This window comes from [Pantoea] beijingensis (genome assembly GCF_022647505.1).
GTDB lineage: Bacteria > Pseudomonadota > Gammaproteobacteria > Enterobacterales > Enterobacteriaceae > Erwinia > Erwinia beijingensis.
The window spans coordinates 3,126,012-3,144,421 of the sequence record NZ_CP071409.1; the positions used below are offsets into that span (position 1 = coordinate 3,126,012).

15 protein-coding genes are annotated in these 18,410 nt (G+C 53.8%); 8 read left to right on the forward strand and 7 right to left on the reverse strand.

The features are described from left to right. Positions 1-159: 159 nt before the first annotated feature. From mtnN to J1C60_RS14260, 3 genes are all read left to right on the forward strand, one after another. Positions 160-855 carry a 5'-methylthioadenosine/S-adenosylhomocysteine nucleosidase gene (mtnN, locus tag J1C60_RS14250; RefSeq protein ID WP_128179589.1) on the forward strand — a complete coding sequence of 232 codons (696 nt, stop codon included), beginning with the start codon at positions 160-162 and terminating at the stop codon, positions 853-855. Next, positions 848-1,639: a vitamin B12 ABC transporter substrate-binding protein BtuF gene (gene btuF / locus J1C60_RS14255; protein WP_128179487.1), complete on the forward strand. Its 792-nt coding sequence runs from the start codon at positions 848-850 to the stop codon at positions 1,637-1,639. The genes mtnN and btuF overlap by 8 nt, the downstream gene beginning before the upstream one ends. Positions 1,640-1,766: 127 nt before the next feature. Then, on the forward strand, positions 1,767-2,021 hold the full coding sequence (locus tag J1C60_RS14260) for a fimbrial protein (RefSeq protein ID WP_128179488.1): 255 nt from the start codon (positions 1,767-1,769) through the stop codon (positions 2,019-2,021). 38 nt (positions 2,022-2,059) lie between these two features. Here the strand turns inward: J1C60_RS14260 and erpA are convergent, their stop codons facing one another. Beyond that, positions 2,060-2,407, reverse strand: coding sequence for an iron-sulfur cluster insertion protein ErpA (gene erpA, locus J1C60_RS14265; protein ID WP_128179489.1), 348 nt, complete (start codon positions 2,405-2,407; stop codon positions 2,060-2,062). 354 nt (positions 2,408-2,761) lie between these two features. On the opposite strand from erpA, the gene hemL reads away from it, so the two are divergent. After that, on the forward strand, positions 2,762-4,042 hold the full coding sequence (gene hemL / locus J1C60_RS14270) for a glutamate-1-semialdehyde 2,1-aminomutase (protein ID WP_128179490.1): 1,281 nt from the start codon (positions 2,762-2,764) through the stop codon (positions 4,040-4,042). 38 nt (positions 4,043-4,080) lie between these two features. On the opposite strand, the gene fhuB is transcribed toward hemL, so the two are convergent. The 6 genes from fhuB to hrpB form a co-directional block, all read right to left on the reverse strand. Beyond that, positions 4,081-6,078 (reverse strand): Fe(3+)-hydroxamate ABC transporter permease FhuB, encoded by a 1,998-nt coding sequence (gene fhuB / locus J1C60_RS14275; protein WP_128179491.1) that lies wholly within the window; start codon positions 6,076-6,078, stop codon positions 4,081-4,083. Further along, the gene (gene fhuD / locus J1C60_RS14280) at positions 6,078-6,953 is read right to left on the reverse strand and encodes a Fe(3+)-hydroxamate ABC transporter substrate-binding protein FhuD (RefSeq protein ID WP_128179492.1); all 876 of its coding nucleotides are present in this window, start codon (positions 6,951-6,953) and stop codon (positions 6,078-6,080) included. The genes fhuB and fhuD overlap by 1 nt, the downstream gene beginning before the upstream one ends. 15 nt (positions 6,954-6,968) lie before the next feature. Beyond that, entirely contained in the window at positions 6,969-7,754 is a 786-nt protein-coding gene (fhuC, locus tag J1C60_RS14285; RefSeq protein WP_128179493.1) for a Fe3+-hydroxamate ABC transporter ATP-binding protein FhuC, read from the reverse strand. Between the two features lie 46 nt (positions 7,755-7,800). Beyond that, a complete protein-coding gene (fhuA, locus tag J1C60_RS14290; protein ID WP_128179494.1) occupies positions 7,801-10,005 on the reverse strand; it encodes a ferrichrome porin FhuA in 2,205 nt (734 codons plus the stop codon). A 248-nt stretch (positions 10,006-10,253) separates the two neighbouring features. Further along, positions 10,254-12,776 (reverse strand): bifunctional glycosyl transferase/transpeptidase, encoded by a 2,523-nt coding sequence (gene mrcB, locus J1C60_RS14295; RefSeq protein WP_128179495.1) that lies wholly within the window; start codon positions 12,774-12,776, stop codon positions 10,254-10,256. A gap of 214 nt (positions 12,777-12,990) precedes the next feature. Then, complete coding sequence (gene hrpB / locus J1C60_RS14300) at positions 12,991-15,435, reverse strand: ATP-dependent helicase HrpB (protein ID WP_128179496.1); 2,445 nt, start codon at positions 15,433-15,435, stop codon at positions 12,991-12,993. Between the two features lie 77 nt (positions 15,436-15,512). On the opposite strand from hrpB, the gene thpR reads away from it, so the two are divergent. The 4 genes from thpR to gluQRS all read left to right on the forward strand — a co-directional run bounded on the left by thpR (position 15,513) and on the right by gluQRS (position 18,377). Then, the gene (thpR, locus tag J1C60_RS14305; protein WP_128179497.1) at positions 15,513-16,040 is read left to right on the forward strand and encodes an RNA 2',3'-cyclic phosphodiesterase; all 528 of its coding nucleotides are present in this window, start codon (positions 15,513-15,515) and stop codon (positions 16,038-16,040) included. A gap of 12 nt (positions 16,041-16,052) precedes the next feature. Further along, positions 16,053-16,757 carry a DNA/RNA nuclease SfsA gene (gene sfsA / locus J1C60_RS14310; RefSeq protein ID WP_128179498.1) on the forward strand — a complete coding sequence of 235 codons (705 nt, stop codon included), beginning with the start codon at positions 16,053-16,055 and terminating at the stop codon, positions 16,755-16,757. Positions 16,758-16,948: 191 nt separating this feature from the next. Then, the gene (gene dksA / locus J1C60_RS14315) at positions 16,949-17,404 is read left to right on the forward strand and encodes an RNA polymerase-binding protein DksA (protein ID WP_017800386.1); all 456 of its coding nucleotides are present in this window, start codon (positions 16,949-16,951) and stop codon (positions 17,402-17,404) included. A gap of 61 nt (positions 17,405-17,465) precedes the next feature. Continuing rightward, entirely contained in the window at positions 17,466-18,377 is a 912-nt protein-coding gene (gluQRS, locus tag J1C60_RS14320; protein WP_375139784.1) for a tRNA glutamyl-Q(34) synthetase GluQRS, read from the forward strand. Positions 18,378-18,410: the final 33 nt, after the last annotated feature.

Consider the following 18,410-nt stretch of genomic DNA (forward strand, 5'->3'; position numbering starts at 1 on the left):
GATAAACTACACCCAAAGTTACTGAAGTTACAGCAAGGTTGTTACAGATAGCTCAGACGCGCTGGTTAACGTTTGCCAGTAGGCGATCTGTGTACCCCCTATACAATGGCTGGAAGTATGACAGCGCAGTTTAATACCACAACATTAGCGAGCATCTCTATGAAAGCAGGCATTATTGGCGCAATGGAGCAGGAAGTGACTCTGCTGCGTGACAAAATTGAAAACCGTCAAACGCTGGCACTGGCCGGATGTGAAATTTATACCGGAACGTTAAACGGCGTTGATGTTGCTCTGCTAAAATCGGGCATCGGTAAAGTCTCTGCAGCAATGGGTACGGCACTGTTGCTGGAATTGTGTAAGCCCGATTTTGTCATCAATACCGGTTCAGCGGGCGGCCTGGCGCCAACGCTAAAGGTGGGTGATATTGTCGTTTCCGATGAAGTTCGCTATCACGATGTTGACGTGACCGCGTTCGGGTATGAACCTGGCCAAATGGCCGGCTGCCCGGCGGCGTTTTCTGCAGATAAACGCCTTATTCACGAGGCTGAAACCTGCATTGCTCAGCTTGGTCTCAATGCGGTACGTGGATTAGTGGTCAGCGGCGATGCTTTTATTAATGGAGCCGAGCCACTGGCACACATTCGCAGCACCTTCCCGGCGGCGATTGCCGTTGAAATGGAAGCAACGGCAATCGCACACGTCTGCCATCAGTTTAATACACCTTTCGTAGTCATCCGTGCTATCTCAGATGTCGCAGATAGCCAGTCTCATCTTAGCTTCGATGAGTTTTTGGTGGTCGCTGCACAACAGTCGTCGTTGATGGTTGAAACCTTGCTGACGTCTCTGCGTGCTTAAACCCCTGTTTATCGCATTACTGCTGGCGTTTGCCACCGGCACGTCAGCGGCTCCTCGCGTTATTTCTTTGTCGCCGCATATCACCGAATTGGCCTTTGCTGCGGGCATCACGCCGGTTGGTGTCAGCGCCTGGTCAGATTATCCGGCTCAGGCACGTAACATTGAACACGTGGCTAACTGGCAAGGTATTAAGATTGAACGCATTATCGCCCTCAAACCAGATGTGGTCATCGCCTGGCGCGGAGGTAACCCGCAACGCCAGGTTGATCAATTACAATCCTTAGGCATCAACATAGTCTGGATGGATCCGGTAACCATTGAATCGACGATTTCCTCGTTACGTGAATTGCAGGCCTGGAGCCCGCACCCCGAACAAGCCCGACAGCACGCAGATGAAATGACCCGAGAACTGGCCGCGCTGCGTAATCGCTATCAGACTCCCCAGCGTAAGCGCGTTTTTCTGCAATTTGGTCAGCAACCGCTGTTTACCGCGGCACAAGCCACTCTGCAAAACCAGGTTTTACAACTTTGCGGCGGTGAAAATATTTTCGCTGATGGTCACGTCCCCTGGCCACAAATTAGTCGTGAGCAGGTGCTTATGCGCCATCCAGATGTCATTGTTATCACCGGCGAAATTTCCCGCGTGCCTGCCATACAACAGTTCTGGCAACCACAGCTGAACGTACCAATTATTGCGATTAACGATGACTGGTTTAGTCGTCCCGGCCCACGCATTCTGCTTGCAGCGAAGCAGTTATGTCAGGCACTCCAGCCTGATAAATAATGCCCCCATCAGCACTAAAGAATTCCGAAAAAATGTCGTTATCTACCAGGTACTGCGGCATGAAGTGCTTTGTATGCCGCACGTTTAGTGTGCACTGACATACGCAACTTCCGGGGAAAATCACGATATGAAAGCCATAATTCTGGCCTCAGGATTATTGATGGTGGGCAATCTTTGGGCCGCAAGCATCACCGGCAATATTAGCATCCGGCTAACGATCAGTCCGGTTTGCCAGATAAGCATACCGAACAACGCCACAACCGATCTGCCACAGGTTACGTGTGGCAAGGAAGGCGCAATGCAGGCTAAAGTCACGCAGCGCGTACTTTTACATGGCACCGTAAATAAGCAAGAGAGACGGCTGGTAACCGTGGAGTGGTGATCCCCTCTGACCGAATGACATACGATCAGAGGAAAACATTAAATACTGAAGGATGAGCCACAGCCGCAGGTGGTTTTAGCGTTAGGATTCGTCACAATAAAGCGCGAGCCCTCAAGCCCTTCGGTATAATCTACCGAGCCACCCACCAGATACTGCAAGCTCATCGGATCGACCACCAGCGAAACACCCGACTTCTCGATGGTCATATCGCCATCATTAATTTTGTCATCAAAAGTAAAACCATACTGGAAGCCGCTACAGCCACCACCAGTAATGTAGACCCGTAATTTCAGATCCGGGTTCTCTTCATCGGAGATCAGGTTTTTTACTTTGCTGGCTGCTGCATCAGTAAATTGCAGTGGCAGTGCTGCTACATCGTCGCTCATTTCAATACTCCAGTAATGCGTTCAGGCCCAGACCCGGTTGGTCAATACTCGACCATATACCCGTCATACTTCAAGCTACCAGCACGCGCGTTAGCGTTGCTGCAACGTGAATTATAGAGAGCACAGATAGTTTCATTATCTAATACCCTGGTACAGCAATCAAGTATTGGCAGCCTGTGCTTCACCTGTAAATAACCCGGGACACTCGGATTCATTATACGTCGATGGTGCGCCGCTAAAGGATTAAATCTTTGCTAATCGTATCAATCGTGCTTCTTGCCTTCCAACACCCGTACATATTCCCATAGAATGGTGAAGTTTTTTCCAATAAACCATCAGATCAGGAGCCGATCCATGAGTAAGTCTGAAAATCTGTACGCCCAGGCACAGAAATTAATTCCCGGAGGCGTTAACTCTCCGGTGCGTGCATTTACTGGGGTTGGCGGCGTACCTCTTTTCATCGAGCGAGCGAATGGCGCCTATCTCTATGATGCAGATGGCAAAGCCTATGTCGATTACGTCGGCTCCTGGGGCCCCATGGTGCTGGGCCATAATCATCCCGCCATTCGTAACGCGGTGATTGAGGCAGCTGAACGCGGTCTCAGTTTTGGCGCGCCCACCGAAATGGAAGTCAAAATGGCCGCGCTGGTCTGTGAACTGGTCCCGACGATGGATAAGGTTCGCATGGTTAACTCCGGTACTGAAGCCACCATGAGCGCCATTCGTCTGGCGCGTGGTTTTACACATCGTGACAAAATCATTAAGTTTGAGGGCTGCTATCACGGCCATGCCGACTGCTTGCTGGTTAAAGCAGGATCCGGTGCCTTAACGCTCGGCCAGCCAAACTCGCCCGGCGTGCCTGCGGATTTCGCCAAACATACGTTAACCTGTACTTATAACGACCTGGGTTCCGTACGTGCGGCCTTCGAGCAATATCCGGACGATATTGCCTGCATCATCGTTGAACCGGTTGCCGGTAATATGAACTGCATTCTGCCACATGCCGATTTCCTGCCTGGCCTACGCGCATTGTGCGACGAGTTCGGCGCGTTACTGATCATCGATGAAGTGATGACCGGCTTCCGTGTAGCACTGGCGGGCGCGCAAGCGTATTACGATGTTGAACCGGATCTGACCTGCCTGGGTAAAATTATTGGCGGCGGTATGCCGGTTGGCGCGTTTGGCGGCCGCGAAGACGTGATGAATGCACTGGCCCCCACCGGTCCGGTTTATCAGGCAGGCACGCTGTCCGGTAACCCTATCGCGATGGCGGCCGGTTATGCCTGCCTGACGGAAATTGCACGGCCTGGTACGCATGAAACGCTGACCAGCCTGACCACAAAACTGGCTGAAGGGCTGCTGAATGCAGCAAAAGCGGAAAATATTCCGTTTGTGGTTAACCACGTTGGCGGCATGTTTGGGCTGTTCTTTACCGATGCAGAAAGCGTAACCAGTTATACTGATGTGACACGCTGTGATGTCGAACGTTTCAAAAAGTTCTTTCACCTGATGCTGGCTGAAGGCATATATCTCGCCCCTTCCGCATTTGAAGCAGGTTTCATGTCACTGGCACACAGTGAGGAAGATATTCAGCGTACCGTCGATGCCGCACGTCGCTGTTTCGCACAACTGTAACTGACGAAAAGTGATGGCGGCATAAGACCGCCATCTCATCAACCATCCGATTTCCCGGGCGTTCTACGCAGTAAATAAATGAACCAGGGCGCGCCAAAGAAGGTCGCCATTAACCCGGCAGGAATCTGATCGGGAAACGCGATCATCCGCCCGCACCCGTCGGCAAAGGCCATTAATCCGCCCCCCAGCAGCGCAGCAATAACCCCCTGAGGCAACGCACGTCTGAAACCCAGCATGCGCGCCATATGCGGCGCCAGTAACCCAACAAAACTCAGCGGCCCGACGGTTAACGTTGCCGTCGCGGTCAGCGCCGCGACCAAAAGTAGCAGTGTCAGGCGAGATGGCGTCACGGCAATCCCCACCGCACGCGCCGTTGCGCCCCCCAGTGGGAGAATCGCTAGCCAGCGGCTGGTTAGGGGAATCAACAGTACCAGAACCAGCGTAATCATTGCTGTTCTCACCGCCTGCTCACCCTCAACATGATAAGTTGAACCCGAGATCCATGTCAGTAAGCCCCCCATTCGGGGATCGCCGCTCGCCAGCAACAACATTAATAACGCATTAAAAGCGGTGTTCAGCCCCATGCCTGCCAGCAGCATTTTCTCCGGTGAAAAACCGCCCCGCCCAGCAACCAGCATAATAACCAGCAGCGTGATCCCTGCACCCAGGCTACCGGCAGGCAGCAACCAGACAAACGCATCCCCCGGGACTAAAAACAGTAACATCACTACACCAAAAGCCGCACCGGAACTGATCCCCAACACTTCCGGGCTCGCCATAGGGTTGCCGGTCATCCGTTGTATCACGCTCCCCGCCACACCCAACATCATACCGGCACAAAGCGCCGCGGCCAGACGCGGCGCGCGCCAGGGAAGGAGCTGATGCCATAACTCACCGTTGGCCCATACCCAACCCTGTGCATCGCGCCCCAGCGAGAGCGCCATCAGCGCGAGCAGCAGCAGTAAACCAACCGCCAGCACGACCCAGGCCAGCACATGGTGACGCTCATTGGGAACACGATCTCCCTGATTCATCGCCGGGGGTACCGAGCCAGCCCGCAGTCGCGGCAGTAACCCCAGCAGCAGTGGCGCGCCAATCATCGCCGTTACCGTTCCGGTTGAGATTTCAAGCCAAAGATGGCTCAGTCCGATCACGCTCTGGTCTGCCAGCCACAGCAGCAGCGATCCGATGAACGGTGCCAGCAACATCCGACTCAGCAAACGTCGCGCGCCCAGCATCCTCGCCAGCAGCGGCGCAAACAGGCCGATAAAGCCGATGATGCCGACCGCATTCACCACCTGCGCACTGAGGACAATCGCCAGTGCCAGTCCGGCAAAACGCGACAGCGCCAGTGCCAGTCCAAGATGTTTTGCCACGCCATCATCCAGCCCCATCAACGTCAGCGGGCGCAGCAGCAACAACGCCAGTAAAAACGCGATCAGCAGACGCGGCCACAGCCGGGTGACCGACTGCCAGTCCTGCTGGTTCAGTGCCCCCGTGCTCCACAGGAACATGTTTTGCAATTGGTCGTGATTGAAGATGGCAATAATTTGATTCACCGCACCGCAATACAAACTCAGCACTAAACCCGCGAGTATTAAGGTGACAGGGGATAATCGCTTGCCCCATGCCACGCCAAACACCAGCACGCCGACCACAACGGCACCACTCATTGCCGCCATCTGCTGGGTAAAAAATCCCCCCGGCACAGCCCACAACGTTGCGATGGTGATCCCTAACTGCGCGCCAGACGCCACGCCCAGCGTCGCCGGTTCAGCAAGCGGGTTACGCAGCACCTGCTGGAACAGTAATCCCGCCAGCCCTAAGCCCGCCCCCACCAACAACGCAATAACAATACGCGGCAACGTGCTGTAGTGAAAAACCATTTGCTCAATATGGAGGGGATCGGGGTAACGCGCAGCGTACAGCCACTGAGAAACAGGCAGTTGTTGGCGAGCATTATAAAACGTTAAGGCCAGCGTCAATGCCAATAACAGGCTGAGCAGCATAACGGGAAAGCGCTTGGGAATATGCATTACGCCTCCAGCGCCCGTTGAAGCGTATGGCAAAAGCGCGTGGCTGAGAGTGTTGCGCCATAAAACCACACGGCAGGGACACGTTTAAAACGCTGCCGGCGCACAAAGTCGAAGGATTGCCACAACGGTGTTGAAGTGGCCTGTTCCATCATCAGCGCATTCCCATGATCGAAACAGATGGCCTCCGCGTCTTTAATGGTTGCCAGTTGCTCGAGGCCCACGACTGCGCTACCCCATATATTGGTGTCGCCCCGCCAGGCGTTTGTCAGTCCCAGTTCATTCAACACGTCAAGAAACAAGCTGCCTTTACCGAAGACAATAGCATGACGAGGATCAAGCAGGGACATCAGCAGCAGCGGTCGTCCTTTGTAGGGTGCCAGTCGGGCGCGCATAGCGGCAAGAAAGGTGTCGAATACCGCCAGATGACGATGCGCACGCGGTTCTACGCCAATCCGCTGCGCCAGGGTAATCAGCGATTCGCGCGCGCTGGCCAGCGGTTTACCACCGCTCTGATTAAAGCTAACGCTGAGGCTGGGCGCAATACGCGCAAGTTTATCCGGCGAGGGGCCATAGCCCTGCGAATAAAGAATGAGCGAAGGCCGCAGCTGCACTAACAGTTCAAGGTTCGGCTCGGTACGTAGCCCAACGTCTACCACTGTGCTGGGTAACATGGGTTGCTCCACCCACAGCCGATAATGATGAGTTTCTGCGACTCCCATCGGGGCAACGCCGAGCGTCATCAGCAGTTCAACTGGCAGCCAGTCAAGTGCAATGATACGCTGCAAATCATGCCCTTGCGCGCCAGCCCGCAGAGCGAACAACCAGGGTGAGAGTGCGATGGCACTGACGAGACGTCGACGAACAAAATCAGGCATCAACCTATTTCCTTTTCAGTAAACAAAACTGACCGGCGCCCCACCCTGCGGATGCGGCAGGATACCCATGGCGATGCCATAAATTTTTTCCAGTACGTCGCTGCGCATAATGTCAGCAGGGCTCCCCTGTGCAATCACCTCACCGCCACGCAGTGCGACCAAACGATCGCAATAGCGCGCCGCCATATTAATATCGTGTAATACAGCAATCACAGTGAGCCCGCGCTGATGGCTGAGGCGCTGAATCAGCGCTAACACCTCTACCTGATGCGCAATATCCAGTGCGGAAGTCGGCTCATCTAACAACAAACAGCGGCTATTTTGTGCCACCAGCATCGCCAACCAGGCCCGCTGACGCTCGCCACCCGAGAGGCTATCTACCAGTCGGGATGCAAAGGGTTCCAGACCAACCAGGCGGATAGCTTCATTCACTCGTTCACGATCCTCAAGACCAAAGCGGCCCAGCGCGCCGTGCCACGGATAACGCCCTATCGCCACCAGTTCACGCACGGTCATTCCTTCCGCGGCCGGCAATTGCTGAGGTAAAAAAGCCACCTGTCGAGCAAAGGTTTTACTGTTCCAGTCAGAAACCGGGCAATCATTCAGCAGCACTTTGCCGTGGGTTGCCGCATGGTGACGACCAAGCATCTTCAGAAGGGTCGATTTCCCCGAGCCATTATGACCAATCAGGCCGGTCACGTTTCCTGCGGGAAAGCTAAGCGAAAGCGGGTGCAAAAGCGTGCGGCCGGGAACGGTAAAACTTACGTTATCCAGCGTGAAGGTTGTGTCCTGTGCGTGCATAGCTATCTTAACATTGGCGGACGCAGCGAGCCGCGTCAGTTGAACATCAGAAACGGAAGGTCGCCGTTGCCACAATCTGGCGTTCGGCCCCCCAGAAACACCCCTGTTGTGCAAAACAACTGGAGACATAATGGCGATCGAACAAATTATTCACATTTAGCGCAACGGAAGACCCATCCAGCCCTAAGCTCCCCAGATCATATTTCACCACCGCATCGGCTAAGGTGGCGCTTTCTGATTTAAAGCTATTTTCTGGATCGCCATAGCTGGCCCCTATATAGCGAGCGCCGGTTCCCAACGTCAGCCCGGAGAATACCCCTTCATGGAAAGTGTAATCTCCCCACAGTGAAGCCATATTGCGCGGGATCTGTACCGGCTGCTTATCCTGCAGCAGGGTGTCCTGGGTATATTTTGCGTCGGTATAGGTATAAGAGGCGGTCATATTAATGTTTGCGTTCAGGGCCGCTTTCGCTTCCAGCTCTACGCCACGCGAACGCACTTCACCGCTGGCAATATTAAAAAAGGCGTGTTCAGGGTCGGCTGTCAGGTTATTGGTTTTCGTCAGTTGATAGAGTGCACCGGTCAGGACAATGGCCCGGTCTTGCGGCACATATTTAACCCCTGCCTCATACTGACGTCCTTTTGACGGAGCAAATGTCTGACCATCAAAACTGGCACCTGAATTGGGCTCGAATGATTCGCTATAACTGAGATAAGGAGAAATACCGTTTTCAAATACGTAATTCAGACCGGCCCGGGCCGTAAACTGCCCATCTTTACGTTCGGTAGTCGTACTGCTGCTGCGGGTTAACGTCGATTGTTTCAGCCAGTCATAGCGCCCACCAAGCGTCATTACCCAGCGGTGCCACTCCCCCTGTTCCTGAGCATACAGACCCACTTGTTGCTGGCGGTTTAATTGATATCCGGGGGCGGAAGGAAAATCAAAATCATCAAATTGTGGATCATAAAGATCTAATGCCGGAGCTGAGCCGAACAGAGCACTGACATCATTGCGCGTACGCTGGTAGTCAACGCCTGCTAACAGCGTATGGCTGGCCTCGCCCGTCTCAAATTTAGATTCAAGCTGGTTATCCAGCGCAAACGCATTCAGCTTTTCACGAGAAACGATGGTACTGCGACTCAGATAGTGATTCAGCTCGCCCGGCGCAACACCAGAACAGCTAAGACTTGCCGCCGTACAAATATCTGTACCGTAAACATTATTTTGATCGGTACGCAACTGCATATAACGCAGATTCTGGCGCACAATGAAGGTATTATTGAGTGCATGCTCAGCGCTATAACCCAGCATACGTTGCTGGCGGGCATACATATTATTGGTCGCCCCTTCGTTAAACGTCGGCGATAAGCGTGAACCCGTCGGCAGCGGATCGACGGTCCCACTCCGCGGCAGCCAGCCGTAATAGCCTAACGATGGCTCATTCTGAATATTGGCAAGCAACGTCAGGCTGGTTTTATCATTCGGACGCCAGTTGAAGGAGGGGGCAATAGCAAAACGCTTTTCATCCGCAAAATTTTGCTGTTCATCCGCATCACGCGCCAGCCCGGTTAAGCGGTAAGAGTACCTGCCCTCATCATCAAGAGCGCCCCCGAAATCAAAGCCTGTCTGGAACAGATTATCGCTGCCCATTTTGAACTGCACTTCGCGCAGCGTTTCCTGTACAGGGCGCTTACTGACCATCGCAATGATGCCGCCTGGGCTACTTTTTCCATACAAGACCGATGTGGGACCGCGCATTAACTCAACGCGCTCCAGCATATAAGGATCGATGACCGCCTCATTGAAAAAGTCGCCCTGCAATTTCAAACCATCCAGGTAGTTATTCTGGTTAACCGAGCCAAAGCCACGGATCAGGACAGCATCATAGGTGTTTGAAGCGCCTCGTGAAGCCACCGTCACACCGGGCGTATAACCCAGCGACGCTTTCACCGAGGTCGGCTGATGAATATCCAGTTCTTCTCGCGTCACAATCGAAACGGATTGCGGATTTTTCTCTATCGGGGTCTCCGTTTTCGTTCCTGTCGCGCTCTTTTTCGCTGCGATAGTCGGGGAAGGCCCCCACGCACTTTCATGAGTTGTCCCCCCCGCGGCATCAACGACCAACGTATTATTACCTGCGGCTGTAAAAACCATAATACCGGGCAATAACGCAGCCAGTACGGCCAACCTACTGCATGAAGAACCCGGAATTAACTTAGTAATGAATAAAATAAATGTGGCATTACTCATGGGGGTATTTCTCTGGATTCAAAGAGATCAAATGAAAATCGAAATAAGAATGCAAATGATAACTATTAACAATAGTGCATTATCATAGGCGAAATAAACGAATATTCGCAAGTAAAAATGCAGGAGAGGATCAAGCCAGAAAAGGGGGTTACTTAAACTGTAGAGCGGTTTTCCGTGATAGCGGAACAGATAAAGCCACCTGTTCCACTATCACGGTTGATACTTCAGGGCCAGACGTTAACCCGTCGTTATTTGTTGCCGAACATATCTTTTATCCAGCCCGCAACGCCATCGCCATCTTTCTGTTCCTGCGGCGACTGTTGTTGTTGTTGCTGCTGCTGCTGCTGCTGCTGGAACTGCTGCTGTTGCTGTTGGCACAGCGCGTTAGCATCCGTGGTCCAGACCGGCAACGTACGCCAACTGCTGCTGCCCGTCCCGCAAACAAAATTACCGGCCGAGTCTACGCTCATTGGTGCGATATCTTCCGGAGGCGTTAAGGTCAGCGGCATAGGGGCCTGGTTATTCAGATAGCGGCGATAAATCTGCATCGCACCTGAAGCCCCATAAAGTTTGGTCGGCTGGTTGTTATCACGACCAATCCAGGTAATCGCGACTTCTTTGCCATCGATACCGGCAAACCAGCTGTCCACCAGATTGTTGGTGGTACCGGTTTTCGCGGCAAGGTGCGCATTCGGGAACAATGCCCCCAGCGCACGCGCCGTGCCACGCTCTGCGACCTGTTGCATACCATAAAGCGTCAGATAGGCAGCCTGCGCCGGTTCGGCTCGTTCTGCCTGCGGGAAGCTTTGGTAAAGCACGGTACCATCTTCCGCGATCACCGAACGTAATGCAGAAAGCGGCGCACGATTCCCCCCGCTGGCAATAGTCTGGAATGCCTGAGCCACTTCAACTGGCGTGAGATTAAGCGCACCCAGCAGCATGGCCGGAACAGAATTTAGCTGCTCTTTTGGCACACCAAGCTTCGTCCAGGTATCCACCACCTGCGGTAAACCCAACGTCATCCCCAGATTGACCGTGGGTACGTTCATTGAACGCGTCAGCGCATCCACCAACATGACCTGACCGCTAAACTGACGATCGTCATTTTGCGGCTTCCAGATTTGTCCGTTTGGTTGCTTCAATGCAATTGGGTTATCAGCAATCCAGGTATTCAGTCGGTATTTATCCGGCTGACCCAGCGCGGTAAGGTAGGTCGCAGGTTTCGCCAGTGAACCAATCGAACGGCGCGCCTGTAAAGCACGGTTATAACCGGCAAACTGCGGATCGGCACCACCGACCATCGCACGGACTTCGCCGCTGAAACGATCCACAATCACCATCGCGGTTTCAAGATCCTTCAAACCGCGCTGTTTGCGCAGAGCCGGGATCCCCTCTTCCACCGATTTTTCCGCCGCGTCCTGCGATACCGAATCCAGCGTGGTGAAAATTTTCACGCCGGAGAGATCTTTGATCTTATCACCCAGCTTCTGCTGTAGCTCATTACGCACCATCTGCATAAACGCAGGCTGTGGTGTAATCACGCCGCCTTTTGGCTGTACGCCTAACGGGCGCGCGCTCAGCATGTCGTACAATTCCTGGTCGATCACCTTCTGCTGCTGCAACAGACGCAGTACCAGGTTACGACGCTCCAGTGAAAGTTGCGGATTGCGCCACGGATTATACAGCGACGCACCTTTTACCATCCCCACCAGCAGCGCTTGCTGATCGAGGCTTAACTCATCTACCGGGCGACCAAAATAGTACAGACTTGCCAGCGGGAAGCCGCGAATTTGATCGCTACCACTTTGACCGAGGTAAACCTCATTCAGGTACAACTCAAGGATACGATCTTTGCTGTACCGCGCGTCCATGATCAGCGCCATATACGCTTCATTGGCCTTGCGCCACAGCGAACGTTCGTTAGTCAGGAACAGGTTTTTCACCAGTTGCTGCGTCAGCGTACTGCCGCCCTGTACCGCGCGTCCTGCGGTGATGTTGGCGAGAAACGCCCTGCCGATCGAGTAAAAGCTGATACCGTCATGCGTGTAGAAATGGCGGTCTTCGGTCGCCACCAGCGTATCCACCAGCAGATCCGGGAAGCCAGCACGCGGCACGAACAGGCGTTGCTCGCCGTTTGGCGACTGCAGCATGGTGATCAAGCGGGGATCGAGGCGGAAAAAGCCAAAATCACGTCCGCTGTCGAGGTTCTTAATCTCGCTTAGCTCACCGTTGCTGAAAGATAAACGTGCGCGAATTTGCCCCTCTTTGCTGTCGGGGAAATCAAACGGACGACGGATCATCTCAATACTATTGGCCTGCACGGTAAATTCGCCCGGACGCGTCATGCGCGACACCTGGCGATACTGCGTGCCTTCCAGCAGTGCGACCATCTCCTGCTTATTATACGACATACCCGGTTCAAGGCTGACCATACGGCCATATACCGTTGCAGGCAATTGCCACACCTTGCCGTCAATACGACTGCGAATTTGTGAGTCGAGATACACACCGTACACCACCATCGCCACAATAAAGATCAGCAACAGCTTAATGATTAAGCCTAACCAACCTCTCTTTTTACGTGGCGAACGCCCTTTTCCTTTACGCGGCACCGGCTCTATCTCCTCATTATCATTATCAGGATCGTCCTGATAATCCTCAAATTTTTCATCATAATCATCTTCCCTGCGGCGACCCCGTCCCGCCGGCTTACGCGGCGGTGAAGATTGTTTTCCTTTGCGCCCAATAGGTTCGCGATCGTTCCCAGACATTGGTTTCATTTCTCCAGGGATAGTCGTCGGCAAGGCCGACTACTCTCTTCTTACTCTTTACATTAGGAAAGAAGAACCTTCCTAAATATCTCCGTCATCCTTAACGCTATCGCCGCACGGCGCCCTTCTCCGTCACGATAATGACGGCAAATTTATTGGAAACGACCGTGATTCTCGGCCCCTCTTACATTCAAGAGATCCTTTTTTACGCCCCTCAGGAGGGCGGAGAAAACTTTCGGGTGCGTTTTGTTGGCAGCGCATTAGCCGGATCGTCCGGCCAAAGGTGCTTCGGATAACGCCCTTTCATCTCTTTTTGCACCTCGGCCCAGGCACCACGCCAGAATCCTGCAAGATCTCGGGTAATCTGTAAAGGGCGCTGCGCAGGCGAAAGTAGCTCAAGCACCAGCGGTACGCGCCCTTCCGCTATGCACGGACTTTGCGATTCGCCATACATTTCCTGCAGGCGCACGGCCAGTACAGGTGGAAGCGTCGCATCATAACGGATCGGTAACCGACTTCCCGTCGGCACAGTGTAATGAGTTGGCAACGCACTATCCAGCCGCTGACGTTGCGACCATGTGAGTAATTGTAATAATGCGCTGTCCAGGCTGATCTGCCGCAGCGCTTTCAGCTCCTGCACGCCACTCATCATTGGCAGCAGCCAGCGCTCCAGCGTCGCCAGTAAAGTAACATCATCGCAGACAGGCCATTCACCCTCAGGCAACCATTGTGCCGCACACTGTAAACGCTGACGCAGCTGCACCGCATCCGGTGACCAGTTGAGTACCGATAACCCCTTTTCGCGTATCCAGTTCAGCATCGCCGCATGCAGCTCATCGCTATCCGGCCTGGCCAGAGGATGGGCTTTCAACACCAGCGCGCCAATCGCGTCCCTTCGCCAGGCTTTAAGCGTGCCTTTCGCGTCATCCCATTCAACGGCGGTATTCGACTCAACCAGTTGCGGACACTGGCGGATAAGCCGTTCAATATCCACCGGGATGGCCTGCAGAATGCGGGCATCCGGCTGGGCGTTTCCCTGCAGTAGCAGCGGCGCAATAAGCCATTCGCTCCGCGTTAACGCGTGTTCGCGATCCACTACCGCACCTGTTCCGTTGGCCAGTTGATAACGCCCGTCCTGCCCGCGCCGCCGCGCAATACGATCAGGAAAGGCTGCCGCCAATAGCGGTGCAATCAGCTCACTATCCGGGCTACCGCCACGGCTATTCAGCCTGTTTTGCAACTGCTGCGCCCGGCGCTGCCAGTGTGGTTCATTACGTGAGAAACTCTCGCGAAGATCGATATAGTCTCCGCGCGGCGGCTCTTCCAGCATCGCCACTAATCGCGCCGCCGTCGCCACTCGGTCAGCATCATCTCCGGCCTCAAGCAGCAATACCCCGTAACGCGGATCGCTGCCAAGCGGCGACAGCTTGCGGCCTTTTCCGGTTAGCGATCCATTCTCCGCCGTCGCACCGAGGCGGCATAATAAGCGTTGAGCCGCCTGTAATGCAGGTGCGGGTGGCAAATCAAGCCACCTTAGCTGGGTACTGTCATGGCAGCCCCATAGCACGATATCCAACCATAACGACGCAAGATCGCTGTGCAGTATTTCTGCATCACTTTGCATCGCGGCACGCTCCGCCTGCTCTTTGCTGATTAAATGCAGGCAGATACCCGGCGCAAGACGTCCGGCTCGTCCCGCACGCTGCGTCATCGAGGCCTGACTGATCCGCTGCGTTTGCAACCGTGTTATTCCGGTTCGCACATCAAAACGCGCCGTACGCTCGGTCCCGCTGTCCACCACCAAACGAATGCCTTCAATGGTTAAGCTGGTTTCCGCAATATTGGTTGCCAGTACCACTTTTCGCCGCCCGTCTGCCGCAGGCAGGATCGCACGTTGCTGCTCGCTGAGCGATAACGCACCGTATAACGGGCAGAGATCTACATCAGGATCAATGCGGTCCATTAGCAGGGTTTTAACCCGCTGAATTTCACCCACCCCCGGCAGAAAAAGCAGCAGCGAACCTGTTTCACTGCGCAGCAACTGGCTGACTTCACGCGCAACAGCATCCTCAAAACGCAACTGCGTCTGCAGGGCACTATAGCGGCGCTCCACCGGAAAGCTGCGCCCTTCAGAAATAATCACCGGCGCATCAGGCAGCATCTGACTTAAACGTTGATTATCCAGCGTTGCCGACATCAACAAAATTTTCAGGTCGTCACGCAGGCCTTGCTGGACGTCAAGCAACAGCGCCAGCGCCAGATCGGCCTGCAGGCTGCGCTCATGGAATTCATCCAGGATCACCAGTGACACGCCGTCAAGCATTGGATCCTGCTGGAGCATGCGAGTTAAGATCCCTTCGGTGACCACCTCCAGCCGAGTATTTCTCCCCACACGCGTTTCAGCGCGCAGACGATAGCCTACGGTCCCGCCGGGTTCTTCGTTACACTGCTCCGCCAGTCGCTGTGCAACATTGCGAGCGGCCAAACGTCGAGGTTCCAGCAGTAAAATTCGCCCCTCAAAATCCGCCTGTTGCAGAATTTGAAGCGGTAGCCAGGTCGATTTCCCCGCACCGGTTGGCGCGGCAAGCAACACCTGAGGGGAATGCTTTAGCGCCGCTAATAACTCTGGCAATACCGCACTAACCGGTAATGGGCTCACACGAAAACTCCGTAACAGCGTGGTCTTAAAGTGGCAGGCATTGTAGCATTCCTCTGAATTCATTACCGGAGGACGCCATGCCCGCTCGCCGTTTATTCTTCGGCATCGCTTTGCCTGAGCCGATACAACAGGAAATTATTCGCTGGCGCGCAGGCGCATTTGAAGCGGACGCCGGGCGTCCGTTGCCCGCGGCCAGCCTGCATTTGACGCTGGCCTTTTTAGGTGACGTCAGCGATGAAAAGGCACTGGCGCTCAGCAAGCAGGCTGGACGTATTCGTCAATCACCTTTCGTATTGAATATTGATGACGCGGGGCACTGGCCGCGGCCGGGTATCGTCTGGTTAGGGCCGCGCCAGGCCCCTCGCGGCTTAGTGCAACTGGCGGACATTCTGCGCTCTCAGGCTGCGCGCAGCGGATGTGCGCAAAGCCCTTATCCTTTTCACCCGCATATTAGCCTGCTGCGTAATGCTAATCGGCCTGTTGCCATGCCATCTCGCCACTTTCACTGGCAATTCACCGTCGAACGCTTTGCGTTATATCACTCGCTTTTTGAAAAAGGGCGTATGCGCTATCAGAGTATCGAAAGCTGGCCTTTAACATCGTAAACAGGACTTATTATGGACTATTTTCCCGCACTGAAGCCCGCACGTCTGGTGACTCGTTATAAGCGCTTTCTGGCCGATGTGATCACGCCAGAGGGCACGACGATGACGTTACATTGTGCCAATACGGGTGCCATGACCGGTTGTGCCACGCCCGGCGATACGGTGTGGTACTCCACATCCGCGAGCACAACGCGCAAATATCCCCACAGTTGGGAGCTGACGGAAACGCAAAACGGGCACTGGATATGCGTCAATACGCTGCGAGCTAATGCCTTAGTGCGCGAAGCCATTGCCGACGGGACAATTCAGGAATTAGCCGGCTATACGTCACTGCAAGCCGAGGTTAAGTACGGTGCGGAACGCAGCCGCATCGATTTTCTGCTACAGGCAGAGACGCGCCGCAACTGCTATATTGAAGTGAAATCCGTTACGCTATTACAGCAGAATAAAGGGTATTTCCCGGATGCGGTTACCGAGCGCGGTCAGAAACATCTTCGTGAGCTGATCAAAATAGCCGAAAGCGGCGAGCGAGCGGTTCTCTTTTTTGCCGTTTTGCACTCGGGGATTGAGGACGTCTCCCCGGCACGTCATATCGACGCGCGTTATGCAGAACTACTGGCACAGGCACAGCAGAATGGCGTTGAGCTGCTCTGCTATAAGGCGCAATTTTCACCAGCCGGACTGAGTCTGAAAAAGTCGCTACATGTGGAGTTGTAATATTTCGCGCATTTTGCTGTTATAGAATCGCTTTATAGGTTTTTTAGCGATGTGCTAAATACGCTTTTCCTCACAGGCTTGTCAAGACATGTTCAGGAATAATTGCCAACCTTAATCGCTTCTGTTATTTATAGCGGCCTGTTTTTTTCCCCTTTGGGGATCGATAGTGCGTGTTATCCAGGAGAAACAACATGCAAGAAGGGCAAAACCGTAAAACATCGTCCCTGAGTATTCTCGCCATCGCTGGGGTGGAGCCGTACCAAGAGAAACCAGGCGAAGAGTATATGAATGAAGCCCAGCTGGAGCACTTCAAGAAAATCCTTGAAGCGTGGCGTAATCAACTTAGGGATGAAGTCGATCGTACAGTCACTCACATGCAGGACGAAGCAGCAAACTTCCCCGATCCGGTCGATCGTGCCGCTCAGGAAGAAGAATTTAGCCTCGAACTGCGTAACCGTGACCGCGAGCGTAAGCTGATCAAAAAAATTGAGAAGACGCTGAAGAAGGTTGAAGACGACGATTTCGGCTACTGTGATTCCTGTGGTGTTGAAATTGGTATCCGCCGCCTTGAAGCACGTCCGACCGCTGACCTTTGTATCGATTGCAAAACGCTCGCGGAAATTCGTGAGAAGCAAATGGCCGGTTAACGGCATACGGATGTTGCAGTGAAGCTGGGGTAACAACCGCTTCACTGCTCTCCGTCTTTCAATGATGCCACTTTCCTATATTGGGCGTTTTGCCCCCTCTCCTTCTGGTGAACTTCATTTCGGCTCACTGATTGCCGCGCTGGGTAGCTATCTTCAGGCCCGTTCGCAGCAGGGAAACTGGTGCGTGCGAATTGAAGATATCGATCCGCCACGGGAAGTCCCGGGAGCTGCGGCACAAATTCTACGTCAGTTAGAACACTACGGCCTGCACTGGGACGGTGAGGTAGTTTGGCAATCGCAGCGCCATGAAGCTTATCGTGACATTCTTGTCTGGTTACGTGAAAATCGGCAAAGCTATTTTTGTACCTGCCCCCGCAGCCGAATTCAGCAGCTTGGCGGGCATTATGATGGGCACTGCCGAAACCTGCAGCACCGCGCCGACAACGCAGCTTTACGTCTGAGACAGACGGCTCCCGTTACCCGTTTTCACGATGTCTTGCGCGGTCAAATCAGTGTCGATGCTGCGCTGGCACAAGAAGATTTTATTATTCACCGCCGTGATGGCCTGTTTGCTTACAATCTTGCGGTGGTGGTTGACGATCATTTCCAGGGGATTACCGAAGTCGTACGTGGCGCCGATCTGATTGAGCCGACAGTACGACAAATCACGCTGTTTGAACAGCTCGGTTGGAAAACACCGGCCTATCTGCATTTACCGTTAGTACTGAATAATGATGGCAATAAACTATCAAAACAAAACCATGCCCCCGCACTGGCGAAAAGCGATCCGCGCCCGGCACTTATCGGCGCATTACGTTTTTTAGGACAGTCAGTACACACTGGCTGGCAGGATGAATCACTGGAAAGTCTGTTAAAGCAGGCAATTCAACGGTGGGATGTCACAAAAATCCCACACCATGACGCAGCGGGAGCGGAAGCAATGACTTCAGCATTCTCAAATCGTTCTCACTAAGCTATGATTAGCCGCTGTTTTTACCGCCCCTAT